Here is a 26,872-nt window from a genome sequence, read left to right as displayed (position 1 = left end):
TCTTGCGTTGTGTGCCTCTAACTTCCTATCGCTTCCTTCAGACCCTGCCGTTGGCCAGCAACGCCCTTGCGAGTCGGATTATCTTCCCCTCAGTCGGGGCGATTCAGGTTTCTTTCAACCTGACGGGTTTGCCAGCTTCGCTGGGCAAACAAAAAAGGCGCCTGAAGGCGCCTTTGCTGTTTCACTTACAACGCTCACCGGTTACGCATAAACCGGTAGGCGGCGGCAAATGGCTTGAACTTTTTCTTTAGTTTCAGCAATCACTTGCTCATTGTTGATGTTATCTAACACATCACACATCCAATGCGCGAGCTGTTCAGCGTCTTGCTCGGTAAAGCCACGGCGTGTAATCGCTGGCGTTCCCACACGAATGCCTGAGGTGACAAACGGGCTACGTGGATCGTTCGGCACACTGTTTTTGTTCACTGTGATATTCGCGGCACCGAGCGCAGCATCCGCTTCTTTACCAGTGATGTCTTTGTCAATCAAATCAACCAAGAACAAGTGGTTGTCGGTTGACCCTGACACGATGTTATAACCGCGTGCTTGGAACCCCTTCACCATTGCACGCGCGTTATCAATCACGCGCGCTTGATAGGCTTTAAACTCAGGTTCCATCGCCTCTTTAAACGCGACAGCTTTACCCGCAATCACATGCATCAGTGGGCCACCTTGGCCACCTGGGAACACCGCAGAGTTGAGCTTTTTGTAGAGGTCTTCACCCGCATTAGACAGGATCAAACCGCCGCGCGGCCCTGCTAGGGTTTTATGGGTGGTGGTGGTAACCACGTGTGCATGCGGCAATGGATCTGGATACACGCCTGCTGCAATCAAACCAGCAACGTGTGCCATGTCCACCATGAACCAAGCGCCCACTTTGTCGGCGATTTCACGCATACGCTTCCAATCCACCACTTGCGAATAGGCAGAGAAACCACCAATGATCATTTTCGGCTTATGTTCCAGCGCGAGCTGTTCCATTTGCTCGTAATCAATCTTACCCGCTTCATCAATGCCGTACGCAACCACTTCATAGTGTTTGCCTGAAAAGTTGACCGGAGAGCCGTGCGTTAAGTGGCCACCATGCGCCAAGCTCATGCCCAAAACCTTATCGCCTGGGTTTAGCAGCGCCATATACACAGCACTGTTAGCTTGTGAGCCAGAGTGAGGTTGCACGTTGGCATATTCACAACCAAACAATTCACACGCACGCTCAATCGCAAGAGCTTCCACTTTATCGACATGCTCACAGCCGCCGTAATAACGCTTGCCGGGGTAGCCTTCGGCATATTTGTTGGTCAGTTGAGAGCCTTGCGCTTCCATGACGCGTGGGCTGGTATAGTTTTCTGACGCAATCAGCTCAATGTGTTCTTCCTGACGAGCCGTTTCTTCTTCAATGGCTGCGAACAGTGCCGGATCGTAATCCGCAATCTTCATGTCACGCTTTAGCATTTGTCTCTCCTGACTCAATGGTGGCGGGCTATTACCCTTAAAGCGAATGCTATCCGTACCCAAGTTGGCCCGATAGCTCGAATGGTTTTGATATGGCATAGTGCACCACACCTTGGGTTAGTCGCCTTACACATTTAAAGTGACTAAACCAAGGCAAACAGGCGGAAAAGTCGGCGTTTTAAAAGCCCGACGCAAACGTTTACGCTACCGCCATTACTGCGTTCGTCATTCTACAAAAAAACCACTGCAACAGGTAGTGTCAATCGGCCGTTTTTTTTATACGTCGGTTGTGCCAGATTAGTCCGCCATACAGAAACGCAGATTGTGCGCTGTAAACAATTTACACGCGAGTATCAAATTGCTGACATCCTATCAGCCAGTGATTTACTTGGCTGACTTTTTATTACTCTCATTTGGCGATAAAATCCGCGCCCGCAATTCCCATTAACCTTATTTAACCGCCGCCCCAGTTGGGTTTTGGCGGACTTTTTGTTGCTGTTTATGTAGGGAGAAGCCGTGTGAGCCGATATCAACACAGCTTAAAAGAAGATGTGATCGCCATTGCCTCTGGGGCGTTTCTCGTCGCACAAGGGGTGTTTTTCTTGCAACAGGCCGGACTGTTAACCGGCGGGACGACTGGCCTTGCTTTGTTAGTCAGCCAATTTACTGACCTGTCCTTCGGCACCCTGTACTTTCTGTGTAACTGTCCGTTTTATTTGATGGCTTGGTTTCGTATGAGCCCGCGCTTTGCTGTGCGCAGCTTACTCGCCGGTGGCGCGGTGTCCGTGATGGCCGACCATATCGCCTACTTTTTTCAAATCACTTGGTTGGCCCCCGCCTATTGTGCGGTCATTGGTGGCTTGCTGATGGGCGTCGGCATGTTGATGATTTTCCGCCACAATGCCAGCTTAGGCGGTTTTAACGTACTGGTGCTTTATTGTCAGGACAAGTTTGGGATCTCGGCAGGAAAACTACAAATGGGTATCGACTGTACCATCCTGGCGTTATCTTTCTTCCTCATCGACCTCAATCTCTTGATGTGGTCGGTGGTTGGCGCGATTGTGCTCAACTTAGTCTTGGCGATGAATCATAAGCCGGGTCGTTATCAAGCGCATCCGGCCAACCCTGGCGCGTAGCCAATCACAAACCATACAAACAACAAAGCCAAGCATCACGCTTGGCTTTTTGTTGCTTACCGTATTCGTCCAACTCGCGATATTAAATCGCTTCTTCGTCTTCTTCACCGGTACGGATACGCACCACGCGTTCAACATCGAAGACAAAGATTTTACCATCACCAATTTTACCGGTTTGTGCGGTATCAATGATGGTTTCAACACACTGTTCTGCGACATCATTCGCGACCACGACTTCCAGCTTGACCTTAGGCAGAAAGTCGACCATGTATTCAGCGCCTCGGTAAAGCTCAGTATGACCTTTCTGACGACCAAAACCTTTTACTTCTGAGACAGTCATCCCCGTGATGCCCACGTCGGCAAGTGCTTCGCGTACGTCATCGAGTTTAAATGGCTTGATGATGGCTTCAATTTTTTTCATTCCGTTATCCTTCTCGTTGGCCGCAGCCGGTCCTGATGGATCAGTTGTTTAGCTGAAATTGTATCGCAGCCGGATAAAAAATCATCCATCGATTCACGCTTATCACTAAAAAGCCGCCATAGATTGGCGGCTTTGATTGGTATAAGGCTTATCCCAGTGTGACCCGCGCGTTGCGGAACATGCGCATCCACGCACTGTCTTCGCCCCAATCATCAGGGTGCCAAGAGTTAGCAACCGTACGGAATACCCGCTCAGGGTGCGGCATCATAATGGTGACGCGGCCCGACTCAGTGGTCAGCGCGGTAATGCCATTTGGTGAGCCATTCGGGTTGGCAGGATACGCTTGTGTTGGCTGGCCGTGATTATCGGTGTAACGCAACGCCACCGTACCTGACGTCTCAATAGCCGCTAGATGCTCTGCATCACGCACCTCAACACGTCCTTCACCATGCGATACCGCAATGGGCATCCGTGAACCCGCCATCCCAGCAAAGAAGGCGGATGGGCTTGATTGCACTTCCACTAGGCTAAAGCGCGCTTCAAAGCGCTCCGACTCATTACGAACAAATCGTGGCCAGTGTGCGGCGCCTGGGATCAGTTCATGCAGGTTCGATAGCATCTGGCAGCCATTACACACGCCAAGTGCCAAGGTATCTTCACGCGTAAAGAAGTCGCTGAATTGATCGCGTGCGCGGCTGTTAAACAGAATTGATTTCGCCCAACCTTCACCAGCGCCTAACACGTCACCGTAAGAGAAACCGCCACAGGCCACCAGCCCTTGGAAACCGTCCAAACTGACGCGTCCTGAGAGAATGTCACTCATATGAACGTCCACAGCGTTAAAGCCAGCGCGATCGAAGGCAGCGGCCATTTCCACATGCGAGTTCACGCCTTGCTCACGCAAGATAGCCATCGTCGGTTGTTGACCGGTGGCGATATACGGCGCAGCAATATCTTCATGCACGTCAAAGCTCAGGCTGGCGTGCAACCCAGGATCGGCCGCCTGCTTGGCGTCAAACTCTTGGCGGGCACAGTCCGGATTATCGCGACGCGCTTGCATTTGATAGGTGGTTTCAGCCCAAATCTGACGCAGGTGCTGGCGACTGGCTTGATAGATAGGCGCCTCACTGTGACGCAAGATAATCTCATCGCTATCGCTTAAGCCGCCAATCAGGTGGCTGCATGCGGTTAATTGATGTTCATCCAACACTGCATTAACACGCTCGAGATCTGACGCCGCTACTTGGATCACCGCGCCCAGTTCTTCGTTAAACAGTACCGACAAGGCATCGTCGCCTAAACGGGCGATATCCACGTCAATACCGGTGTGACCGGCAAACGCCATTTCCGCCAAGGTGACGAACAGTCCGCCATCAGCTCGATCGTGATACGCCAGTAACTTTTGCTCTGCTACCAAGGTTTGCATCGCATTAAAAAAGCCTTTTAGGCGGGCGCTGCTGGTGACATCGGCAGGCTTATCGCCCAATTGGTGGTAAACCTGAGCCAACGCGGTTGCGCCCAGACGCTGCGCGCCCTCACCGAGATCAATCGCGATCAAGTGGCTGTCACCTTTATCGGTACGCAGTTGTGGGGTCACGGTACGACGCACATCTTCCACGCGGCCAAAGGCGGTGATAATCAGCGACATCGGCGCGGTGACGGTTTTGTTTTCACCGTCTTGCTGCCACTGGGTTTTCATCGACATCGAGTCTTTACCCACCGGAATGGTCAGTGACAGCTCAGGACACAGCTCCTCGCCCACGGCTTTAACCGCTTCGTACAAGCCGGCGTCTTCGCCCGGATGACCTGCCGCGGACATCCAGTTCGCAGACAGTTTAATGTTAGTCAGGCTACCAATATCGGCACAGGCGATATTGGTAAGTGCTTCGCCGACCGCCATACGGGCAGAAGCAGCAAAGTCGAGCAAGGCCGCAGGCGTTCGCTCACCCATCGCCATCGCCTCGCCGTGATAACTGTCATAGCTGGCCGCCGTGACCGCACAGTTAGCGACCGGTACCTGCCAAGGGCCGACCATTTGGTCACGCGCAACCAGTCCGGTCACCGAACGGTCACCGATGGTGATCAAGAAGGTTTTCTCCGCCACCGCCGGCAAGCGTAAAACACGCTCACAGGCTTCCGCTAGCTCAATGCCTTGGGTGTTAAGCGCGGTACCTGTCACTTGCTGACGCATCACATCCCGGTGCATTTTGGGCGCTTTACCCAGCAAGATATCCATCGGCATGTCGATAGGGGTATTGTCGAAGTGGCTGTCTTCAAGCGACAGATGACGCGCATCGGTGGCCTCACCAATCACCGCGTACGGCGCCCGTTCACGCTCGCATAAGGCTTCGAAAAGCGCCATATTTTCCGGTTTAACCGCCAAGACATAACGCTCTTGTGACTCGTTACACCAAATGGCAAGCGGACTCATTCCCGGCTCATCATTAGGAATGTCACGCAAGTTAAAGCGTCCACCGCGGCCGCCATCATCGACCAGCTCTGGCATCGCATTGGACAGGCCACCTGCGCCCACATCGTGGATAAAGGCAATCGGATTATCGTCGCCAAGCTGCCAGCAACGATCGATCACCTCTTGGCAGCGACGCTCCATTTCTGGATTCTCACGCTGTACCGAGGCAAAGTCTAAGTCTTCCGCCGACTGGCCTGATGCCATCGACGATGCTGCACCGCCGCCAAGGCCGATGTTCATCGCCGGACCACCTAACACAATCAGTTTGGCGCCCACATCAATCTCGCCTTTTTGCACATGGCCGTCACGGATGTTACCCATACCACCGGCGATCATGATGGGTTTGTGATAGCCACGCACTTCCTCACCGGCATGCGAGGTCACCAATTGCTCATAGGTGCGGAAATAACCCAGCAAGTTAGGTCGGCCAAATTCGTTGTTAAACGCCGCGCCGCCTAACGGGCCTTCCAGCATAATATCGAGCGCAGTGGCAATGCGCTCAGGCTTGCCATAATCGCGCTCCCACGGCTGAATAAAGCCGGGAATCTTGAGGTTAGAGACGGAAAAACCGACCAATCCTGCTTTGGGTTTGCCCCCGACACCGGTTGCCCCCTCATCACGAATCTCACCGCCAGAGCCTGTTGCCGCGCCTGGCCACGGTGAAATCGCGGTAGGATGGTTGTGGGTTTCCACCTTCATCAAAATGTGAGCCGGCTCATGGTGATATTGATAAGTGTGGCTGTCAGGGCTGGGGAAAAAGCGCCCAACGCTTGAGCCCGTCATCACGGCTGCGTTGTCTTTATACGCCGACAGCACGTTATCTGGGGTTTGCTCATAGGTGTTTTTAATCATTTTAAACAGCGATTTAGGCTGTTTTTCACCATCAATGGTCCAGTCGGCGTTGAAAATTTTGTGTCGGCAATGCTCTGAGTTGGCTTGCGCAAACATCATCAGTTCGATGTCGTTAGGATTACGCTCCAGCTGGGTGAAGTTCTCGACCAGATAGTCAATTTCATCTTCTGCCAGTGCCAACCCTAAGGCTTGGTTGGCCTCGACTAAGGCGGCGCGGCCACCTGAGAGAATGTCTACGCTATGCATCGGCGCAGGTTCCGCTTGCTCGAATAGCACCGCGGCCGCTTCAAGCTCACTGAACACAGCTTCCATCATCCGATCGTGCAACAATCCGGTTAAGGTTGCGTGTTGCTCACTGGTCAAAGGAGCAGATAACTGAATATAGTACGCCGTACCGCGCTCCAAGCGTTTCACCGCGTCCAAGCCACAGTTATGGGCAATATCGGTTGCTTTGGATGACCACGGCGACAAGGTGCCAGGACGAGGCGTAACGAGAAACAGCGTCCCTTCAGGCGCATGCGGCGGTAAAGTGGGCCCGTAAGTCAGCAACTTTTCGAGCTTTTCGCGACTCGCGCTATCCAAGGGGTGATGCAAATCAGCGAAGTGAATAAACTCAGCATACAGTGCCGTGACTGGCAACTGATGCGCTTGACAGCTAGCCAGCAGTTTATTGACACGAAACTCAGACAGTGCGGGGGAACCACGCAAAATATCCATGTGCGTACGTCTCTCGTTAGCAGTTAGTGAAAGGGGTATACCCAAATTAACACGCGTTGGCATGTAAACTTGGGTATCACAACTCACACTAGCAGCAGCCTTTGCTGTCTGCAGGTTTACGCCCATTTTTTGCTGGCCTTTTAAGCAAGCGGCGGCCATTATAGGGGAAAATCCTCGCGGGCAACACACCTGGCGCAACCGTTTGCGCAAAAAATTTCCCCTCTATCGGTCGGACGCCTATTCACGTAGAATGGAGGGTCCATTGATCACGGCCTGTGTCTTCACGCCGGCCCGCAACAAGAGCAACAGCCTTTGAGACAGCGTCGATTTACTCTGCCATCTTGGATTGCCTGCGTGGCCCTTTTGCTGCTAACCCTGCCTTTGGCGGGCTGTGATTGGCATTTTGATGACCGTACGACTCTCGAAAAAATCCGCGATCGCGGCGTGCTAAGAGTGGGCACACTCAATAATCAGCTTTCTTATTACATCGGTCCTAATGGCCCAACCGGCCTAGATTATGATTTAGCCAAGCGCTTTGCCGATAAGCTGGGCGTAAAATTGGAAATGACGCCTACCTACACGCTCTCCGGCCTCTTTCCCGCCCTTGAGCGCGGCGATGTTGACATTATTGCCGCGGGCCTGACCATCACACCGCAACGCCTTGACGCCTTTCGCCCCGGTCCTGCGTACTATTTTGTTAGCCAACAAGTCGTGTATAAAAACGGCCACTGGCGACCGCGTGATGTCGATGACTTCAACCGAGATGATGCTGTAATGGCAGTGGTTGAAGGCTCCAGTCATGACTTAACATTGCAATCACTGAAACAAGCCCATCCTGCACTGTCTTGGCAAGTCGTCCAAGATGCCGATGACGACGAACTCCTCAAACAAGTCGCGAATGGTGACATCGACTTTACCATTGCCGACTCCGTCGACATTGCACTGATCCAACGCACCCACCCTGATATCACCGTCGCGATGGAACTGAGCGAAGACGAGCCCGTCGCTTGGTTTATGAAAAAGCAAGGCGATAGCAGCGTTTACGCCCTGATGGTGGAATTTTTTGGTGATCTCGCTCAAAGCGGCGAACTGGCGATTTTGGAAGAGAAATACTTTGGTCACGTGGATCAGTTTGATTACGTCGATACCCGCGCCTTTTTGCGCGCGATTGAGAGCAAACTGCCCAAGTGGGAGCCGCTATTTAAAAAATACGCCAATGAATTTGACTGGCGTTTGCTCGCCGCTCTGTCTTATCAGGAATCACATTGGAACCCGCGCGCTATTTCACCGACTGGTGTACGCGGCATGATGATGCTGACCTTACCGACCGCAAAATCTGTCGGCGTACGCAACCGGCTTGATCCCGAGCAAAGCATTAAAGGCGGCGCCCTTTATCTGCAACGGGTCTTGGAACGCGTACCGGATAGCGTGAACCCGCACGAACGTATTTGGTTCGCGCTTGCCTCGTACAATATCGGCTTTGGCCACATGATGGATGCACGCCGCCTCACGGAGGCACAAGGGGCCAATCCTAACTCGTGGAGTGATGTGAAAAAGCGTCTGCCCATGCTTGCCAAGCGCCAATACTATACCCAAACACGCTACGGCTATGCGCGTGGATACGAGGCGTTAAGCTACGTCGAAAATATCCGCCGTTATTATCAAAGTATTCTAGGCTATGAAAAAGCGCATATTGAAGCGCTCGACAATGAGCAGGTTGAAGATTTAGGCGGCCTACAAACCATTGTCGCGCCAGCGCCTGAGCAAGAGTCTGAAACCGTCACAGACACTGACGAAACGTCACCACAAAGCGACGCTAACCAGCAACAGCAATGAGGGCAGTATGGTTCCGAGAAAACGGCTCGTGAGAAGTAACTTCCGTAAAAACACGATTTCCGCCGCTAACCGGCGTAAGCGCATGCGTCAAAATATGCACAAGAAAGTGCTTTGGCGACAACGTACGTTTGCCATCCGCGAGTTCGCCGCCTTTGACGATGCGTTTTAACCCTCGCCCTGCTCTCGAGCCGCTTTTTTAGCGGCTTTTTTTTTCGGCTCGGCGACGACGAAAAAACGCTTGAAGCTGCTCACGGCAAGCATCCTCAAGTACCCCCCCTTGCGATGCCACGTGATGATTCACGCCCTCGTAACTGAGCAAGTTCATCACCGATCCTGCCGCACCGGTTTTAGGGTCGGAGGCACCAAAATAAACGTTGCGAATACGGCTATGTACCATAGCCGCCGCACACATCGGACAAGGCTCTAAAGTGACATACAAGTCAGCATCAATCAGGCGATAGTTCCCCAGCACTTGACCTGCTTGGCGCAGTGCCATGATTTCCGCATGCGCAGAGGCATCATGTTGGGTAATTGAACGGTTCCATCCGGTCCCGATAATCTCCCCTTGGTACACCACCACAGCCCCGACCGGCACTTCACCCTCTTGCTCGGCTTTTTCCGCCAGCGTCATGGCGTGGCGCATGTATTTTTCGTGCTCGTTTGATGGCGTTTGCAACTCGCTCATTCAAAACCCTGTAACTTCACCCATTGAGATGGCGCCAAGTATACGACACAAATAAGCCGGCTCGAAGGCCGGCTTGTCTGTCGTCACGTAGGAACGCGTTATTGAACCAAGTATTGATAGCTTGCTTGAATGCCCAACGGCAACCCAACCGCCCAATAAGCCAGAAGGAAAAGCGTCCAGCCCACCAGCATAGTGATGGAGTATGGGATCATTAACGAAGCCACAGTGCCAATCCCGGTCGATTTCACATAGCGCTGGCAATACACCACCACTAGCGGGAAGAACACCATCAATGGCGAAATAATGTTAGAGACAGAGTCACCCACACGATACGCCGCTTGTGATAGCTCAGGCGAAATACCGACAACCATCAGCATTGGTACGAGAATCGGACCAATCAGTCCCCATTTTGCCGATGCCGACCCGATCAGTAAGTTGACCATGGCGGTGAGCAGGATCATACCCACAATCGTCATTTCACCCGGCAATTTCATCGATTGCAGCAACTCAGCGCCGTTGAGTGCTAACAAAGTACCAATGTTGGATTGGGTAAATGCAGCCAAAAATTGCGCACAGAAGAACGCCATCACCATGTACGCACCCATAGTCGCCATGGTATCCGACATGGATTTGATTACGTCTTGGCTGGTTTTAAAGGTACCTGCGGTTTTGCCGTAGACAATGCCCGGAATAATAAAGAGCACGAAAATCAGCGGTACGATTGATTGCATAATCGGCGCATCAAATGCGGTCAATTCCCCTGACGGAGAGCGAAGCGGCGATGTATCCGGCCAAGCAGCAGCAACAAGCGCAGCAATTCCCACCAACATGGCCAAGCCTGCGCGATTAAAGGCTTTGCCTTCAATCGCCGTGAATGAACCAAGATCAGGAGCGTCTTCAGCATCCTCATCAATCGGCGTGCGGCTAAGGCGCGGTTCAATGATTTTCTCGGTTACAAACCAGCCTAATGCCACAATCAAAATCGATGACAGTCCAGTAAAGTAGAGGTTTGCGAGTGGGTTCACCTGATAGGTATCATCCAATACGTGAGCGGCTGATTCGGTAAATCCAGCGAGTAAAGGATCAATGCCAGACGGAATAAAGTTCGCTGAAAATCCCCCCGAGACACCGGCAAATGCGGCGGCAATCCCCGCCAATGGGTGGCGTCCCGCCGCATGGAAGATAATCCCGCCTAGTGGGATCACCAGCACATAGCCTGCATCCGCCGCAGTGTGTGACACGATCGCCACCAAAATCAGCATTGGTGTAAGCGCTTGCTTCGGCGTCACACTCAACATTTTCTTCAGACCGGTGGTGATAAAGCCTGACTGATCAGCCACCCCCACCCCTAGCATCGCAACCAATACAATGCCCAGCGGCGCAAAACCAGTAAAAGTGCTAACCATGTTGGCTAGAAAGTGTGCGAGCGCATCGCCGGTGAGTAGGTTGTTCACTTGCACCGCATTCCCCGTCAGCGGGTGAACGGCATCGAACTCAACTTGCGATAAAATGGCCGACAGTACCCAAACGGTAATCAAGCCCCAGAAAAACAACAGTGCCGGATCAGGGATACGGTTTCCTGCCCGTTCAATCATATTTAAAAACCGGTCTAACCCTCGCGGGCCGTCAGCATTCGCTGACTGACTAAGTTGACTGCTCACAGCTCACTCCATATTGTTTCAATGTCGCCACAGCACATGCCCTGACGCTGCCTTTAATGACAAATTAATGAAATATCGGCCCCAGTAAAGCAAAAATCAGCATAGTTAGCTACACACCACCCTGTTAGCAAAATGTTAACCATCAGATATATTTGCTTTTCAGCACAAAAAACCGCAACGACGGGACAACCCTGAAACATTTAGAAACAAAAAAGCACATAGTAATAGAGAATAAACGTCGCACAGTGACTCTTTGATGCTCACCTTGAGCGCTGTGTTGACTGGCTATCTTCTTATCGCCAATTTTTATTCGCTGAATAACTCTCCTTGTTTGGGCGTGAATTGGAGAAGCTTCGAATTTATAGAAAATTAATAGCCGTTTTTTCGCCTCCCCCCATAAACATCTGTTATATAAGCACTTATTTTCATGCTGGCTTACTCGGGCAAGTTTTTGCCTCAGGATTTTCTGTTATATCATGCCGTTATGTAGAAACATGAGATGATGAAAGTGGACATCAGTCGAATAAACACGCGCTGGATTGAAGGGGACACACAACCAGAAGCTCCAGCGGCCAAAGAAACACAACAAGAAAAACTCGCTCGCCACCGCAAGGCTCGCTTCGAACAAAGCGATCAAGCATGGGAGTATGTGCAAGCCAACGAAGATCGCTATGCCAAGCACAGAGCAGAGGTGCTTGCCAAAAGAAAGCCGTCAGAACAGGTTTATCCGTTTACAGATGAAGCGTTGCTCGAAGACGCACGCGAAGTGGCAAAAGAGTACCAATGGGATCATTCGCAACAAAAGAACACCCGCCTTGCTGTACTAACGCTAGAAGAAGCAAATGAGTATTTAGACGCCTTTATGCAAGACACACATGGGCAGCTATCAACGGGTAAAGACTACACCGGCGTAGCAACTGGCTTGAAAGGAGCCTATGAAGTTGCAAAAGAGCTAGGAGGATTGGGAGCAACAGCGAAAGCCGTTAACATCAACGGTGTGATGAACATAGTGGTTGAAAACTACAAACCCCGTTATCTGGATATTGGCCCGCGCTGGCAAGCAGCCACTCCCAAGATGCTAAAGTTGGGACATGCACTCAATACAGTGAAAGGAAATGTCACCTACCTTAAAGGCAATGTTTATGTCGAAGTTGTTTTTAGTGGTGCTGTAAATACCGTTGACTATATGCTTCACGATGAAAAAACATTAGGCGAAGTGGTTGGTCAATTTTCTGCAGATGTTGCTAAAGGCGTTGTGGCGGGAGTCATAGCTCAGGGGCTTACTGTTGCATTACGAGCAGGGGTAGCGGTTGCTTTGGGGTTCACCTTACCAACAGCTGTAGCATTGGGTGTTTTTGCGTATTCGGCTTTTAAAATAGGAGGGTATATTGCTGATTTAGATGGAGAAGTTGGATATACCCAAGTAATGAAAGACAAAATAGAAAGTTTAGTAAATTGAGTATTAATTAAGATGGTTTTTTTTAAGAAATTATTATCATTGCTTTTGTTTATTTCAGTAAGCATATGGTTTGCTGCAGGCATATTCGATTTCATTTCATTATTAGATAACGTTGGTGAAGTATCAAAAATAAAAGTCTCTGGATACATGAATAATACATCATCATTTGTTTTGTTTGGCTTTTTTTTACCTACTATTCCAATGACCATAATTAGTATTGCATCAGGATTACAATTACCCAAGTTAACATTCAGACTAATGATAATAGGTGGAATAACTTTTGCCATAATTGGTCATTACTTTGATTCTTCACTACGAGAGAAAATCATTAATAACAATTACATTGAGTGTAAAGAAAAAAGAGAACTAAGTTTAAAATACTCCAGTAGAACTTATGCTTTATCACCTGAAATTTGTTTACCTAAATAATTTATTTTTTGAAAAACAGAAAAAACCAATGCGTTTAAAAGGAGAACTTATTTTTTAGTAGGGTTAAATATATGGTTTATTATATGATTCACAATGAAAAATATTATACAAAGTGATTGGTCAATTTTCTGCATATGTTGTTAAAGGCGTTTTGGCGGGAGTCATCGCGCAAGGCATTACATTACTCGTTAGCGGTGTAGTGACGGCTGCTTTTGTGGCACCGCCTACGGCTGTTATATTAGGCGTTTTTGCTATTTCTGCTTTTGTTATAGGGGGAATAGTATCTGATTTAGATGAGGAACATCATATAACTCAGCCGATGACAAAAGCAGTTGAGGGGCTATTCGATGAAAGTTAATCGCCTCAAAATGCTAGTTTATATATTGTGTTTATCGCCTATGGTATGGCTATGTTTGGACCAATCTTTGGATTTGATAGAAAATTTAAATTTAACCAGTAATAAAATAAAAGTCGATGGTGCAATTAATGATGCCGCGTCATTTTCTGGTTTTTTCATTTTTCTTAGTGTTGTGTTGTTGTGCTTCATTCCGTTGGTTACTGGTAAATCAGCTAGGTGGATACCGAAGATTGTTTTATTTTTTGTTGGACTGATAGTATTTATTGCTTTTTTGTCTGGATGGTTTTTGAACGTTGGATTAAAGAAAAGCCTATTTGAACATGGTTATGTAGAGTGTTTATCTGAACGGCAGTTAACTTTAAAATACTCTAGCCGGACTTATGCTTTGTCACCTGACATATGTTCTTCTGAGTGATTGCTACGATAAAAATAAATCTTTTATAGAGAACAAGAACGCTCTTAATAATTAAAGGTACTCGCAGATTCAGCCGCGAAGTGCAACACTCTGAACATGTACTTGTAGGCAAGCCGGCTAGCCTGTGTTGAAATATACCCATTTTACCGGCAATGGCTCTGATCTTCGGGCTGTTTTTCGGTTTTTGCAGCAATGACGTCAATCGTTGATGGATAGTGCGACCATAAAAAATGCCAGTCAATATTACTGACTGGCATTCATTTATCCTCTAAAAGCTCTATTAACTATTAATAGTTAGCCCTACTCCCACTCAATCGTCGCTGGCGGTTTGCCGGAGACGTCGTAAACCACGCGGGAGATGCCGTCGACTTCGTTGATAATGCGGTTCGACACTTTGCCAAGGAAATCGTATGGCAGGTGTGCCCAGTGCGCGGTCATAAAGTCGATGGTTTCGACAGCACGCAAGGCAATGATCCAATCGTATTTACGGCCATCGCCCATCACGCCAACGGAACGTACCGGTAAGAAAACCGCAAAGGCTTGTGAGACTTTATCGTACAGATCGGCGTTGCGCAGTTCTTCGATAAAGATTGCATCCGCGCGACGTAAAAGGTCACAGTATTCTTTTTGGATCTCGCCCAGCACACGCACACCAAGGCCAGGCCCTGGGAATGGGTGGCGGTAAAGCATGTTGTAAGGCAGGCCTAGTTCAAGGCCAATCTTACGGACTTCGTCTTTGAACAGCTCTTTGAGCGGTTCAACCAAGCCCATTTTCATTTCTTCCGGAAGACCGCCCACATTGTGGTGCGATTTAATCACGTGTGCTTTACCGGTTTTCGAGGCTGCTGATTCAATCACATCCGGATAGATGGTGCCTTGCGCCAACCATTTGGCGTTTTTCATTTTGGTGGCTTGCTCGTCGAATACTTCAACAAACACGCGGCCAATGATTTTACGCTTAGCTTCAGGGTCAGCTTCGCCTTTCAGCGCGTCAAGGAAGCGGTCTTCGGCGTTAACATGGACAATGTTGAGGCCGAAGTGGTCACCAAACATTTCCAGTACTTGCTCGCCTTCGTTAAGGCGTAGCAGGCCGTTATCCACAAATACGCACGTGAGCTTGTCGCCAATCGCGCGGTGAACCAGCATTGCCACTACTGAGGAATCAACGCCACCAGATAAGCCAAGGATCACTTCATCATCACCGACTTGCTCGCGAATACGCTCAACCGCATCTTCGATGATAGATGCAGGAGTCCATAGGCGCTCACAACCGCAGATGGTCATCACAAACTGCTCTAGCATACGTTTGCCTTGGCGAGTATGCGTGACTTCCGGGTGGAACTGTACGCCGTAGAAACGCTTCTCTTCATTAGCCATCGCCGCAAACGGACAGGTGTCGGTTTCAGCGATTTTGACGAAATCTTCTGGGATAGCGACCACTTTATCACCGTGGCTCATCCACACATCCAATAGCGCGGTGCCATCTTCTGCGATCGCATCTTCAATACCATCAAACAAAGCACTGTTGGCAACACGCTTAACTTGGGCATAACCAAATTCGCGGTGCTCAGAGCCGGCCACTTTACCGCCCAGTTGCTCAGCCATGGTTTGCATGCCGTAGCATACGCCAAGCACCGGCACGCCAGCATTAAAGACATACTCAGGCGCACGCGGTGAGCCAGCTTCAGCGACACTTTCAGGGCCACCGGAAAGGATGATGCCATCAGGGGCAAAATCACGGATATCTTGCTCTTCTACATCCCAGCTCCACAACTCACAATACACTCCGATTTCACGGACACGACGTGCAATCAGTTGCGTGTACTGGGAGCCAAAGTCGAGGATCAAAATACGTTGAGCATGAATGTTTTTGGTCATTATCTGGCTTTCTCAATTAAGTGGAACAAAGGGGCGTTGTCAGCCCTCTTGGACGAATAGAAAGCGGTGTGACCCTTAAGCCACACCGCCATACATTATCCGAGGCGATAGTTAGGCGCTTCTTTAGTGATGGTCACATCGTGAGCGTGTGACTCTTTCATGCCCGCGCCAGTCACGCGAACAAATTGCGCTTTGGTGCGTAAATCGTTGATGGTGGCAGAGCCAGTCAGACCCATGCATGAACGCAAACCGCCCATTTGTTGGTGAATGATTTCTTTCATCATGCCTTTGTAGTCTACGCGGCCTTCAATGCCTTCTGGGACCAATTTGTCGGCAGCATTGTCGCTTTGGAAGTAACGGTCAGATGAGCCTTTTGACATCGCGCCCACCGATCCCATACCACGGTACGATTTGTAAGCGCGGCCTTGGTAAAGCTCAACTTCACCCGGTGATTCTTCCGTTCCTGCCAGCATGGAGCCAACCATCACGCAGGATGCGCCAGCGGCAATCGCTTTACACATATCGCCCGAGAAGCGAATGCCACCGTCAGCAATGACCGGAATACCATATTCCTGCGCAACCGCTGCTGCATCACTGATAGCAGTAATTTGTGGTACGCCAACCCCGGTCACAATACGGGTGGTACAAATCGACCCTGGACCAATCCCTACTTTAACGGCATCAACACCAGCTTCAATCAGGGCACGAGCACCGTCTGCCGTGGCAACGTTCCCCCCTACGATTTGCAGGTTTGGATACGCGGCGCGTGTATCACGAATGCGTTGTAACACGCCTTCAGAGTGGCCATGTGATGAGTCAATCAAAAGAACGTCAACACCGGCTTCCACCAAGGCGGCCACACGCTCTTCATTGCCCGCGCCAGCACCGACGGCGGCACCCACGCGCAGACGGCCTTGCTCGTCTTTACAGGCGTTTGGTTTGCTTTCTGCTTTCTGGAAGTCTTTTGCGGTGATCATGCCGCTTAGGTGGTGGTCTTGATTGACGACCAAGATTTTTTCCACGCGGTGTTGCTGCATCATTTGCTGAACTTGTTCTCGATCGGCACCTTCTTGCACCGTGGCTAAGCGCGACTTCGGCGTCATCACTTCATCAACACGCTTGCTCAAGTCAGACACAAAACGTACATCACGGCCGGTGATAATGCCGACAAGCTCTTTTTGTGCGTTAACCACTGGATAGCCGGCGAAACCGTTGCGTTCGGTGAGTGCTTTCACATCCGCAATGGTCATTTCTGGCGTCACTGTCACAGGGTTTGTGACCATGCCCGCTTCGTAAATTTTAACCAAGCGAACTTGCTCAGCTTGCTGTTCAATGGTCATGTTTTTGTGGATAAAACCAAGGCCACCTTCTTGCGCAAGTGCAATCGCCAGACGGGCTTCTGTCACCGTATCCATCGCTGCTGATAAAACAGGGATGTTCAGGCTAATAGAACGAGTCAGTTGGGTTCGCAGATCCGCAGTGTTCGGAAGAACAGTGGAATGGGCAGGGACGAGGAGTACATCGTCAAAGGTTAGCGCTTCTTTCGCGATTCTCAGCATTGCAATATCTCACACCAAAATTTGTGAAGGGGAACAAAATATTGCCGCAGCATTATACGTATAGCGCAAACGTTTGGCTACAGGTTTTTACTGAGAATTTTCATTTATTGGTGTCTTTGATTTTAGGCGCTTAATATTCAATCACTTCGGGTGAAAACGCCCACTCACGCATGGCATACGCTTAGCAATTGGCATCCTCAAACCAGACAGGTAGTATGCGTGCAGGTGAATGAAAAAGGTTGGCGACGTGAGCACAAACAATCGCAACATTTTGACGGTGTCTCGGCTGAATGCCGAAGTTCGGCTGTGTCTTGAGCGCGATATCGGCATTGTCTGGTTAAGCGGGGAGATTTCCAATTTTACCGCCGCAGTCTCGGGGCATTGGTATTTATCGCTAAAAGATAACCAAAGCCAAGTGAAATGTGCCATGTTCCGCGGTAACAACCGTCGTGTTACCTTCAAACCGAAAAATGGCGACCAGGTGTTAGTCCGCGCCCGAGTGTCCTTGTATGAGCCACGCGGTGACTATCAGTTGATCCTCGAAAGCATGCAACCTGAAGGGGATGGGCGGTTACAACAAGAGTTTGAGCAACGTAAGCAAACGCTTGCGGCCCAAGGGCTTTTTGCTCAAAGCGAGAAAAAGCCGTTACCCGCTCAACCACGCCGTATTGGCATTATTACCTCCAAAACCGGCGCTGCCTTGCATGATATTCTGCATGTGCTCAAACGGCGCGATCCTAGCCTACCCGTTGTTATTTATCCTACGCTGGTGCAAGGGCGCGATGCCGCGGTCAGCATCGCGCAAGCCATTGGTCGTGCCAATAGCCGTGCAGAGTGCGATGTTTTGATTGTCGGTCGTGGCGGGGGGTCGCTAGAAGATCTCTGGTGTTTTAATGAGGAAATCGTCGCTCGTACTATCGCGGCCAGCACAATTCCTATCGTCAGTGCGGTGGGCCACGAGGTGGATGTGACCATTGCTGATTTTGTCGCTGACATGCGCGCCCCAACCCCTTCAGCTGCTGCGGAGCTGGTTAGCCGCGATCTGAGTTATCGGCTTCAGCAATACCAGCAACGCGAGCAGGCACTCAGTCGCGCGATGGCCGATGTGCTTTATCGTCAACAACGCCATCTCACCCAATTGTCGCACCGTTTGTCCCACCAGCATCCGCGCACGCGCTTACAACAGCAAAGCCAGCGATTAGATGAGCTACAACGGCGCATGCAACAGGCGATGATGACCAAAATTCGTCGCGCTCAGGCGCAATGTAACCAGTTGGACGGCCGATTGCAGCGTGCAACGCCAATCCACACCATTCATCGCCAGCAAGGGCATGTGAGCCAGCTTGAGCAGCGTCTTAATCACGCCATGGACGCTCACTTGCAGCACGCACAACAGCGGTTGCATACCCTGATGGCAACCTTAGATGCCGTTAGCCCACTGGCCACCCTAACCCGAGGTTATTCCATCACGCGTACGGACGATGGCAAAGTGGTGACCCAGACCGATCAGCTTAGCGTGGGTCAAACACTACATACCCATCTGCGTGAGGGTGACATCACAAGTACGGTCACCGCGCTTGCACCCGCTTCTGTCTCCCCCACGCAGGATTAACCTCTGCGCAACCGACTTCTTTCTGATCTGATTGTGATCGCCTGATCGAGGGGTTAATGCCCCTTGATCAGCTTCCTACCCTAAAAAGAATATTTATCAATACACTTCCCGAAAGCATAAGTTACATGTTCTGCATTTGGATTTTAAGCGATATAAAAAACTATCTAGGCATCTATTTTGGACGTGATCCAGAATTAATGAAAAGAGAATAGCGTCAGGTGATGGTTGAATTCTCACCGCTCAAAAACCCGCCTAGCGCGGTATGACAGCGGATCGTTTCACTGACTGTAACCTGCATTTTAATGTGATTTAGATCACTTTATTTCCGCAAAAGATCATGAAAAGGATCATAGAGCGACAAAGAAGATCAAAAAAAGCCCAGCGCGATGGCTGGGCGAGTCATTATTTTTTGTTTCGGTTTTTCACCATATCCATCAAGCGCTTGCGCTGTCTGGACTGAGAAAGCGTCAGCTTCTCTTTCTTCCCTTCATACGGGTTTTCACTATTCTGGAACTGGATCTTAATCGGGGTGCCCATAATATCGAGCGTCCGGCGATAGTAGTTCATTAAATAGCGCTTGTAGGAGTCCGGAAGTTCATTGACCAAGTTACCGTGAATCACCACAATCGGTGGGTTATAACCCCCGGCGTGTGCATATTTCAGCTTCACTCGGCGACCTCGAATCATCGGCGGTTGGTGGTCGTCCTGCGCCATCTTCATGATGCGCGTCAGCATCGATGTGCCTACACGCTTAGTCGCTGACTCATAGGCTTCTTGAATCGACTCAAACAAGTGACCCACCCCCGTACCATGCAGGGCAGATATAAAATGAACACGCGCAAAGTCGACAAAACCAAGACGGCGGTCGAGCTCTGATTTGACGCGCTCTTTCACTTCGCTATCCAATCCATCCCACTTGTTAACTGCCAGCACAATCGAGCGTCCGGCATTCAAGGCAAAGCCCAGTAGGCTTAAGTCTTGGTCAGAGATGTTTTCGCGCGCATCAATCACCAGCAACACCACATTGGCGTCTTCAATCGCTTTAAGGGTTTGGATGACCGAGAACTTCTCGACTTTATCCGTCACGCGCTTACGACGTCGTACACCGGCGGTGTCAATCATCACGTATTCGCGTCCATCACGCTCCATAGGAATGTAGATAGAGTCGCGTGTGGTGCCCGGCATATCGTAAACCACCACGCGCTCCTCGCCGAGCATGCGGTTGGTTAGGGTCGATTTACCCACATTTGGACGGCCAATAATGCCGATTTTAATCGGCTGGGCTTGAAGGCGGGCGTACTCGTTTTCCGCTTCCTCTTCGGTCATGGTGGTTTCGTCTACCGGCTCGATATCATCCTCACCGGTGAGATCAACCAAGCCAGCTTCTTGGTCTTCTTTAGCTTGTTCCGCGAACGGCATCAGCGCACGGTTGATCAAGGTACTTACACCGCGACCATGTGCGGCCGCAATTTGGTACATGTTGTCCATGCCTAATTGCCAAAAGTCAGACGCGGCGGTGTCCGGATCCATCCCGTCGACCTTATTCACCACCAAGAAAGATGTTTTTTCTCGGGTGCGAATATGCTGTGCAATCTCTTGGTCGGCCGGGGTTAAACCCACACGACCATCAACCATAAACAGGACAACGTCTGCTTCTTCAATGGCGGCCAAAGACTGCTCGGCCATTTTGGTTTCTACGCCTTCCTCGGTGCCATCAATACCGCCGGTATCGATTACGATGAACTCATGTTCACCCAGCATCGCTTTACCGTATTTTCGATCCCTGGTCAGTCCCGGAAAGTCCGCTACTAGCGCATCACGCGTGCGGGTTAGACGATTAAAGAGCGTCGATTTCCCCACGTTCGGGCGCCCTACAAGGGCAATAACAGGAATCATGTAGACCTCTTCTCTTTCATTCTCTTATCAATGAACAAGGCTCCTCACTGTCAGAGCAGTCAGGAGCCCAAAATAGTTATGTTGGCTAATTCTACTCGATGGTCAGTTTTCTCATTTGACCATCACGTGTGATCACAATATAGCCGTTATCCGTTTGTACTGGCGCAACGGCGATGCCATTGCCTTCCAGTGACTGCTGAGCAACAAACTCACCGGTTTGTGGATCAAGCCAGTGCAAATAACCTTGGCTGTCACCCACCATGATGTAACCACTGCTCGCCGAAGGTGGCGTGAGAATCCGGTATTCCAGTTCAGTGTTACGCCATTTTTCTAGGCCGTTGCGCGCATCCAATGCCACGACATCGTCTTTATCATCAATTAGATAAACGGTGTTGCCCGCAACCATAAAGTCTGTCGCTGTCGAAAAATCACGCTTCCACGCCGCTTGGCCAGAGCGCAAATCAATCGACACCAATTGACCATTATACCCCACCGCGTACAGGCGGTCGCCTTCAATCACCGGAGTGGCATCCACATCGACCAGACGATCAATTTCGGTCGCCCCTTTCGGCGTGGCAATCGGAATTTGCCAGAGCGAGCGACCATCTTGGATCATCGCCGCGCCCAATCGACCATTGGCCATGCCCCAGAATAAACCGCCGGAGATAGTGACTGGCGCACTGTCGCCACGCAAGCTGAGATTGGGCACATCGTTGGTGTTGTTCCATTGCACTTCACCCGATTCGGCGTCCAACGCAACTAGCTCACCACGGCTGGTATTGACCACGACCAGTCCAGCTTCAACCAAGGGTTTTGACAGGATTTCGCCGTTGACGTTTTGTTGCCAAACGAGCTCACCGTTTTCGGCATCCAGTGCATAGAGCACCCCAGTTTCCGCGCCGACATAGACTTTCCCGTAAGACGCACTCAAACCGCCCGAGAGCAACGCAGGTACATCGGTTTGCACTGATTGTTCCCATACCGACTGACCGGTCTGTAAATCGTACGCACCGATAAGGCCGTTACGATCTGCGGCAAAGACTTTGTCATAAGCCACGACCGGACGCAGTGCAGAGTAATAATGACCGACGCCATCACCGACTTGTGCTTTCCATTGCAAGCTTGGGGTAAATTGGCTATTCACCGTCGGCAATGGTGCCATTTGCACCACATCTTCTTCACCGGCACAACCGGCGAGCAACGCCAAGGCAGCTGCCATCGCCGCCCCACGCCATAATCCTTTTGTCATACCGCGACCTTACTGACTGAGGTTGTTAAGCTTCATATTGACGGTTGGGTTCTCTGCCGCTGCAAGTGACGCTGCATAGGCGCTACGTGCCGCATCTTTGTCGCCTTTAAGCAGCATGATATCACCACGGATCTCTTCCACTTTCGCGTGCCAGCTTGGTGCCTTCACGCTATCGAGCTCAGTCACTGCGGTGTCATAATTACCTAACTCCGCCTCAATCCGCGCAAGACGAGTGGCAATTAAACCATGAATGGCATCATCTTTAACCCAAGCACTGGCTTGACGCAGCTGTTCGCTCGCTTGCGCAAGCTCCCCTTGTTCAACCAGTTTTTTCGCCAATCGCATGGCAGCTAACGCACGATAGCCTTCGTGATCTTCGCTTTTAACCACGTTCTCAAGGGCGGCGGTTTCGCCTTTGTCCAGACCACTAAGCGCTTGAACATATTGCTGTGAGGCTTGTTCCTTGCTCTCAGTCACGTGTGCTTGGTAGTAACGCCATCCATATAGCACACCCAATCCGACTACAGCGCCAATAACAACGGCTTTGCCGTTATCTCGCCACCACTTTTTAATCGCTTCAACTTGCTGTTCTTCTGTGGTGTAGACGTCCACGATCTGTCCTCTCTAAATCAAATCTGCGAGTGTCGCGGCGACCTCGTCTTGTTTCAAGGTTTGCTGCTCGCCGCCTTTCAAATCTTTTACTGCCACGGTGCCATTCGCGACTTCATCTTCGCCAAGCACCAGTGCCACAGACGCACCGACTTTGTCCGCACGTTTAAATTGTTTTTTGAAGTTACCCCCGCCAAAGTGCGACATAACACGTAGGCCCGGGACTTGCTCACGTAAGCGCTCAGCCAGCTGCATACCGGCAACGAGGCTACCTTCTCCAACCGTGACAACATACACATCCACAGCAGGACGCACATCATCTTGGTTCAGAGTTTCGAGCATCAGAACGAGACGCTCGAGGCCCATCGCGAATCCAACCGCAGGCGTCGCTTTACCGCCGAGTTGTTCAACCAGACCATCATAGCGACCGCCGCCACATACTGTACCTTGGGCGCCAAGGCTGTCTGTGATCCACTCGAACACGGTGCGGTTGTAGTAATCAAGGCCACGGACCAAACGGTGGTTAACTTCGTATTGGATGCCTGCTGCGTCCAAGAGTTCACACAAGCCGGCAAAATGCTGCTTCGATTCCTCATCGAGGTAGTCGCTCAGCTTAGGTGCATCCACCAGAATGGCTTGGATGTCAGCATTTTTGGTATCCAACACACGTAATGGGTTGGTTTTCATGCGGCGTTTGCTGTCTTCATCCAAAACAGATTCATGCTGCATCAAAAAATCCACCAAGGCTTGGCGATAGTCAGCACGCGCTTGTGGCGAGCCAATTGAATTAAGCTCTAAACGGACGTGATCGGCAATGCCTAGCTCACGCCAGAGACGCGCCGTCATCATGATCAGTTCAGCGTCGACGTCTGGGCCATCGATGCCAAACACTTCCACACCAAATTGGTGGAATTGACGATAGCGGCCTTTTTGTGGACGCTCGTGACGGAACATTGGGCCGGTGTACCAAAGGCGATGTTCTTGGTTATAAAGCAAGCCATTTTCAATACCGGCACGCACACAACCCGCTGTCCCTTCAGGACGCAGTGTGAGGCTGTCACCATTGCGATCATCAAAGGTGTACATTTCTTTTTCGACAACGTCGGTGACTTCACCAATGGCGCGGCTAAAAAGATGGGTTGCTTCCACGATAGGCATGCGTACTTCGCTATACCCGTAAGCGCTGACCACCTGCTTGACCGTGTTCTCTAGTTTTTGCCATAGGGGAGACTGAGACGGGAGGCAATCGTTCATGCCTCGAATTGCTTGAATTGTTTTAGCCACGTTAACTTCCGTTACCGATTAAAGAGTGAGAATGGAGAAGGCGGCCGTTAGGCTTCGCCTTCCTTTTCAATTTGTGAGACGTCGATGCGGTTCTTTTCATCCATCATCGCCGCTTTCGCGCGAATTTTTGCCTCAAGTGCGTCGACAAGGTTCTCGTTATCAAAACGCTCTTTCTGACGCTTGCCATCGAGGTAATAGGCGCTGCGTTTGTTGCCACCCGCCAAGCCTAGGTGAGAGACTTCGGCTTCACCGGGTCCATTCACCACACAGCCAATCACAGAAACATCCATCGGCGTGGTGATGTCTTCAAGGCGCTGCTCGAGCGCATTCACGGTTCCTATCACATCAAATTCTTGACGCGAACAGCTTGGGCAGGCAATAAAGTTCACCCCACGTGAACGGATACGCAGTGATTTTAAAATATCAAAACCGACTTTGATTTCTTCCACCGGATCAGCGGCAAGGGATACACGCAAGGTATCACCAATGCCTTCCGCTAATAGCATCCCTAGGCCCACCGCAGATTTAACCGCACCCGCACGGGCGCCACCCGCTTCGGTAATGCCAAGGTGCAGCGGTTGATCGATTTGCTGCGCCAATTTTCGATATGACTCGACGGCCAAGAATACGTCTGAGGCTTTCACGCTGACTTTAAATTGATCAAAGTTGAGCCGATCCAAGATATCGACATGGCGCATCGCTGACTCAACTAGCGCGTCTGGGGTCGGTTCGCCATATTTTTCTTGTAAATCACGCTCCAGTGAGCCGCCATTCACGCCAATACGGATAGGGATATTCTTATCTCGCGCAGCATCCACCACGGCACGAATGCGTTCTTCACGGCCTATATTACCGGGATTGATGCGCAAGCAATCCACACCGTATTCTGCGACTTTTAAGGCAATACGGTAGTCAAAGTGGATATCCGCGACCAACGGGATCGAGGTTTGCGCCTTGATCAATTTAAAGGCTTCAGCCGCATCCATCGTCGGTACCGAGACACGTACAATGTCGGCGCCCACTTTTTCTAGCGCTTTAATTTGCGCTACTGTGGCATCTACATCTGTGGTGCGTGTATTGGTCATCGATTGCACCGCTATCGGCGCACCATCACCAATGGGAACATTACCGACGTAAATACGTTTAGACGGACGGCGTTTAATCGGGGATTCGGTATGCATGTCGACGTTCTCTGATTACTGCGGAAGGCGCAACCGTGCCACTTGGCCGGTTGGATAGCCATCAAGATCAATATTATCGCCATTAAAAGTAATGGTCACCGCACTCGGGGCGCCCAATACCAGTTGATAAGGCGGCTCACCGTTTAAAGTCAGTGCATCGCCGTTGGTTTTAATGCCCGTGGCCAAGCGCGCACCGGTGGCATCACGGACGTCAATCCAGCAATCGCTGCTAAAGCGCATGACCAATGTGTTGTCCGCAGCGACCGGCGCTTCGTTGTCGTTGCCGACACTGTCATTGGCAGCACGCTGGGCTTCATCGATTTGTTCGCTGATGCTCGGTTCGCTGGTCGTTGACTCTGGCGCCACGGCTTGTGTCGCTTGTTGTCCTTCGCCAGAGGCCGGCACCGATAGCTCTGGTTCAGCGTCCGAGATAGGTGCTTGTGCAGGGTCAGCCCCCGGCATGGTATCGGTGTCATTCGGCGTGGTCACCAACTCGTCCGCTGCTTGCTGTGGCACTAACGGTTCAACGGTTTGTTGATTTTGCCAGTACCAAGCACCCGTGATCCCAACCAAGATCAGCGCAATCACTCCTGAGAGCATCATCAAACGGCTCTCGCTTTTCTGACGACGTGTTTTGCGTGAAAAGCTCTGCATTTTTTGAATTGTCTCAGAACTATTAGCGTCGATATCCTGTTCTTCTAACAATTTATTCGAATCAATTTGCAGCAACTTAGCGTAGGATCGCAAATAGCCACGTGTAAACGTGGCCAATTGATCGGTATCTGGATTGTTGTTTTCGAGATCTTCAATCACGCTCACGCGTAATCTCAGCCTGTCGGCAACATCGCGAACACTCCAGCCCATTTTTTCACGCGCTTGCTTTAATACTTCCCCGGGCGCAGGTTGAGTATGCGTTTGCGCTTGTTCTTCCGTCTGTTCAGTATTCATTCGCTAGGTACAATTGATATTCTTTGGATTCTGGAAACTGTTGCGCCAATCGTTGTGCATCATGGGCAGCTTGCTCCGCGTTGCCTTGTTGTTGATGTGCCTTCACTAAAAGCAGCAACCCCGCAGGGCGCTCGCCGATCTGTCTTTGCAGACGTTGAATACGTGCGATAGCACGCGTCTCTTGCCCATCTTCGATTTCAAGTTTGGCAAGTTGCAATCCTGACCGTACTCGAAGTGGGTCATGATCGACGGCTTTTTCAAACAAGGCTTTTGCACTTTGCCTTTCCCCAGCCGTTAGCTGACAAAAGGCAGCATTTTCGTAACTGTCTGACACCCGATGATAATACGGTTGCGCAATGGCTTGCAAAAATGCTTGCTTCGCCGCAGCGAAACGCCGCTGCTCACACAAAAATACACCGTAATTGTTATATACGTCGCCATTATCGGGCGCCTGGCGCAATGCTTGTTGATAAAAACGGTCGGCTTTTTCACTTTCACCGACACGTTGTTGATAATACGCCATTGACAGCAAGGCACGATAGTAGTCTGGCGCATATCGTAGCGCTTGTTGTAAGTTTTGCTGCGCTTGTTGATAGCGATCACTGTTTAGGTAGCCTAATCCCAGTGATATTCGGGCATCCGCTGCCCGAATACTATCAAATTCTGAACTTTTTTGCTTTTCTACTGGCGTGGCACATCCAGCCAACGTCATGATGAGTAAGAGTACACAGCCAGTACGGTGCATGTCCCTATCCTTTTTTCTGA

Annotated in this window: 23 protein-coding genes; 9 read left to right on the top strand and 14 right to left on the bottom strand. The window is 50.6% G+C overall.

Going from position 1 to position 26,872, the window contains the following annotated elements; genetic code table 11:
* The coding region (locus BGK46_RS17790) for a hypothetical protein (RefSeq protein ID WP_217492745.1) at window positions 1-211 on the top strand (211 nt) is incomplete at its 5' end.
* Here the strand turns inward: BGK46_RS17790 and glyA are convergent.
* The gene (gene glyA, locus BGK46_RS15220; protein WP_069590692.1) at window positions 202-1,452 is read right to left on the bottom strand and encodes a serine hydroxymethyltransferase; all 1,251 of its coding nucleotides are present in this window, start codon (window positions 1,450-1,452) and stop codon (window positions 202-204) included. The two genes, BGK46_RS17790 and glyA, sit on opposite strands and share 10 nt — an antisense overlap.
* Window positions 1,453-1,970: 518 nt before the next feature.
* Here glyA and BGK46_RS15215 point away from each other — a divergent pair.
* On the top strand, window positions 1,971-2,588 hold the full coding sequence (locus tag BGK46_RS15215) for a YitT family protein (RefSeq protein WP_069590690.1): 618 nt from the start codon (window positions 1,971-1,973) through the stop codon (window positions 2,586-2,588).
* An 82-nt stretch (window positions 2,589-2,670) separates the two neighbouring features.
* Here the strand turns inward: BGK46_RS15215 and glnB are convergent, their stop codons facing one another.
* Both glnB and purL read right to left on the bottom strand, forming a co-directional pair.
* Window positions 2,671-3,009: a nitrogen regulatory protein P-II gene (glnB, locus tag BGK46_RS15210; protein ID WP_069590688.1), complete on the bottom strand. Its 339-nt coding sequence runs from the start codon at window positions 3,007-3,009 to the stop codon at window positions 2,671-2,673.
* A gap of 148 nt (window positions 3,010-3,157) precedes the next feature.
* The gene (purL, locus tag BGK46_RS15205; RefSeq protein WP_069590686.1) at window positions 3,158-7,048 is read right to left on the bottom strand and encodes a phosphoribosylformylglycinamidine synthase; all 3,891 of its coding nucleotides are present in this window, start codon (window positions 7,046-7,048) and stop codon (window positions 3,158-3,160) included.
* A gap of 366 nt (window positions 7,049-7,414) precedes the next feature.
* Here purL and mltF point away from each other — a divergent pair, with 366 nt between their 5' ends.
* Together mltF and BGK46_RS17655 are read left to right on the top strand one after the other, a co-directional pair.
* Window positions 7,415-8,884: a membrane-bound lytic murein transglycosylase MltF gene (gene mltF, locus BGK46_RS15200; RefSeq protein ID WP_069590696.1), complete on the top strand. Its 1,470-nt coding sequence runs from the start codon at window positions 7,415-7,417 to the stop codon at window positions 8,882-8,884.
* A gap of 7 nt (window positions 8,885-8,891) precedes the next feature.
* Complete coding sequence (locus BGK46_RS17655; RefSeq protein WP_167314748.1) at window positions 8,892-9,053, top strand: hypothetical protein; 162 nt, start codon at window positions 8,892-8,894, stop codon at window positions 9,051-9,053.
* Between the two features lie 27 nt (window positions 9,054-9,080).
* Here BGK46_RS17655 and tadA read toward each other — a convergent pair whose 3' ends face one another.
* Together tadA and BGK46_RS15190 are read right to left on the bottom strand one after the other, a co-directional pair.
* Window positions 9,081-9,569, bottom strand: coding sequence for a tRNA adenosine(34) deaminase TadA (gene tadA, locus BGK46_RS15195; protein WP_069590685.1), 489 nt, complete (start codon window positions 9,567-9,569; stop codon window positions 9,081-9,083).
* A 98-nt stretch (window positions 9,570-9,667) separates the two neighbouring features.
* Window positions 9,668-11,164, bottom strand: a complete 1,497-nt coding sequence (locus BGK46_RS15190; protein WP_139130799.1) for an AbgT family transporter — start codon at window positions 11,162-11,164, stop codon at window positions 9,668-9,670.
* Between the two features lie 565 nt (window positions 11,165-11,729).
* On the opposite strand from BGK46_RS15190, the gene BGK46_RS15185 reads away from it, so the two are divergent.
* The 4 genes from BGK46_RS15185 (at window position 11,730) to BGK46_RS17515 (ending at window position 13,891) form a co-directional block, all read left to right on the top strand.
* Window positions 11,730-12,689, top strand: a complete 960-nt coding sequence (locus BGK46_RS15185) for a hypothetical protein (RefSeq protein ID WP_371440502.1) — start codon at window positions 11,730-11,732, stop codon at window positions 12,687-12,689.
* 12 nt (window positions 12,690-12,701) lie between these two features.
* Window positions 12,702-13,118: a hypothetical protein gene (locus BGK46_RS17240; RefSeq protein WP_084781524.1), complete on the top strand. Its 417-nt coding sequence runs from the start codon at window positions 12,702-12,704 to the stop codon at window positions 13,116-13,118.
* Between the two features lie 112 nt (window positions 13,119-13,230).
* Window positions 13,231-13,476 (top strand): hypothetical protein, encoded by a 246-nt coding sequence (locus tag BGK46_RS15180; RefSeq protein ID WP_069590679.1) that lies wholly within the window; start codon window positions 13,231-13,233, stop codon window positions 13,474-13,476.
* Window positions 13,466-13,891 (top strand): hypothetical protein, encoded by a 426-nt coding sequence (locus BGK46_RS17515; RefSeq protein WP_139130797.1) that lies wholly within the window; start codon window positions 13,466-13,468, stop codon window positions 13,889-13,891. Before BGK46_RS15180 ends, BGK46_RS17515 begins: the two co-directional genes overlap by 11 nt.
* Before the next feature lie 300 nt (window positions 13,892-14,191).
* On the opposite strand, the gene guaA is transcribed toward BGK46_RS17515, so the two are convergent.
* Window positions 14,192-15,769 carry a glutamine-hydrolyzing GMP synthase gene (guaA, locus tag BGK46_RS15175; protein WP_069590677.1) on the bottom strand — a complete coding sequence of 526 codons (1,578 nt, stop codon included), beginning with the start codon at window positions 15,767-15,769 and terminating at the stop codon, window positions 14,192-14,194.
* A 95-nt stretch (window positions 15,770-15,864) separates the two neighbouring features.
* A complete protein-coding gene (gene guaB, locus BGK46_RS15170; protein WP_069590671.1) occupies window positions 15,865-17,328 on the bottom strand; it encodes an IMP dehydrogenase in 1,464 nt (487 codons plus the stop codon).
* Window positions 17,329-17,575: 247 nt separating this feature from the next.
* On the opposite strand from guaB, the gene xseA reads away from it, so the two are divergent.
* Complete coding sequence (gene xseA / locus BGK46_RS15165; RefSeq protein ID WP_069590694.1) at window positions 17,576-18,940, top strand: exodeoxyribonuclease VII large subunit; 1,365 nt, start codon at window positions 17,576-17,578, stop codon at window positions 18,938-18,940.
* 402 nt (window positions 18,941-19,342) lie between these two features.
* On the opposite strand, the gene der is transcribed toward xseA, so the two are convergent.
* From der to pilW, 7 genes are all read right to left on the bottom strand, one after another.
* Window positions 19,343-20,836, bottom strand: a complete 1,494-nt coding sequence (gene der / locus BGK46_RS15160) for a ribosome biogenesis GTPase Der (RefSeq protein ID WP_069590670.1) — start codon at window positions 20,834-20,836, stop codon at window positions 19,343-19,345.
* A 91-nt stretch (window positions 20,837-20,927) separates the two neighbouring features.
* Window positions 20,928-22,085 carry an outer membrane protein assembly factor BamB gene (bamB, locus tag BGK46_RS15155; RefSeq protein ID WP_069590668.1) on the bottom strand — a complete coding sequence of 386 codons (1,158 nt, stop codon included), beginning with the start codon at window positions 22,083-22,085 and terminating at the stop codon, window positions 20,928-20,930.
* A gap of 9 nt (window positions 22,086-22,094) precedes the next feature.
* Window positions 22,095-22,697, bottom strand: coding sequence for a YfgM family protein (locus BGK46_RS15150; protein WP_069590666.1), 603 nt, complete (start codon window positions 22,695-22,697; stop codon window positions 22,095-22,097).
* A gap of 12 nt (window positions 22,698-22,709) precedes the next feature.
* Window positions 22,710-23,978 carry a histidine--tRNA ligase gene (hisS, locus tag BGK46_RS15145; protein ID WP_069590664.1) on the bottom strand — a complete coding sequence of 423 codons (1,269 nt, stop codon included), beginning with the start codon at window positions 23,976-23,978 and terminating at the stop codon, window positions 22,710-22,712.
* 47 nt (window positions 23,979-24,025) lie between these two features.
* Complete coding sequence (gene ispG / locus BGK46_RS15140) at window positions 24,026-25,159, bottom strand: flavodoxin-dependent (E)-4-hydroxy-3-methylbut-2-enyl-diphosphate synthase (protein WP_069590662.1); 1,134 nt, start codon at window positions 25,157-25,159, stop codon at window positions 24,026-24,028.
* A 15-nt stretch (window positions 25,160-25,174) separates the two neighbouring features.
* The gene (rodZ, locus tag BGK46_RS15135) at window positions 25,175-26,107 is read right to left on the bottom strand and encodes a cytoskeleton protein RodZ (RefSeq protein ID WP_069590659.1); all 933 of its coding nucleotides are present in this window, start codon (window positions 26,105-26,107) and stop codon (window positions 25,175-25,177) included.
* The gene (gene pilW / locus BGK46_RS15130) at window positions 26,097-26,852 is read right to left on the bottom strand and encodes a type IV pilus biogenesis/stability protein PilW (protein WP_069590658.1); all 756 of its coding nucleotides are present in this window, start codon (window positions 26,850-26,852) and stop codon (window positions 26,097-26,099) included. The genes rodZ and pilW overlap by 11 nt, the downstream gene beginning before the upstream one ends.
* Window positions 26,853-26,872: the final 20 nt, after the last annotated feature.

Origin of the sequence: Salinivibrio sp. SS2, assembly GCF_001722075.1 — a bacterium.
In the GTDB taxonomy this organism is placed as follows: domain Bacteria; phylum Pseudomonadota; class Gammaproteobacteria; order Enterobacterales; family Vibrionaceae; genus Salinivibrio; species Salinivibrio proteolyticus.
Note: the sequence above shows the minus strand (reverse complement) of the source record. Positions and strands in the feature narration are given on the sequence as shown.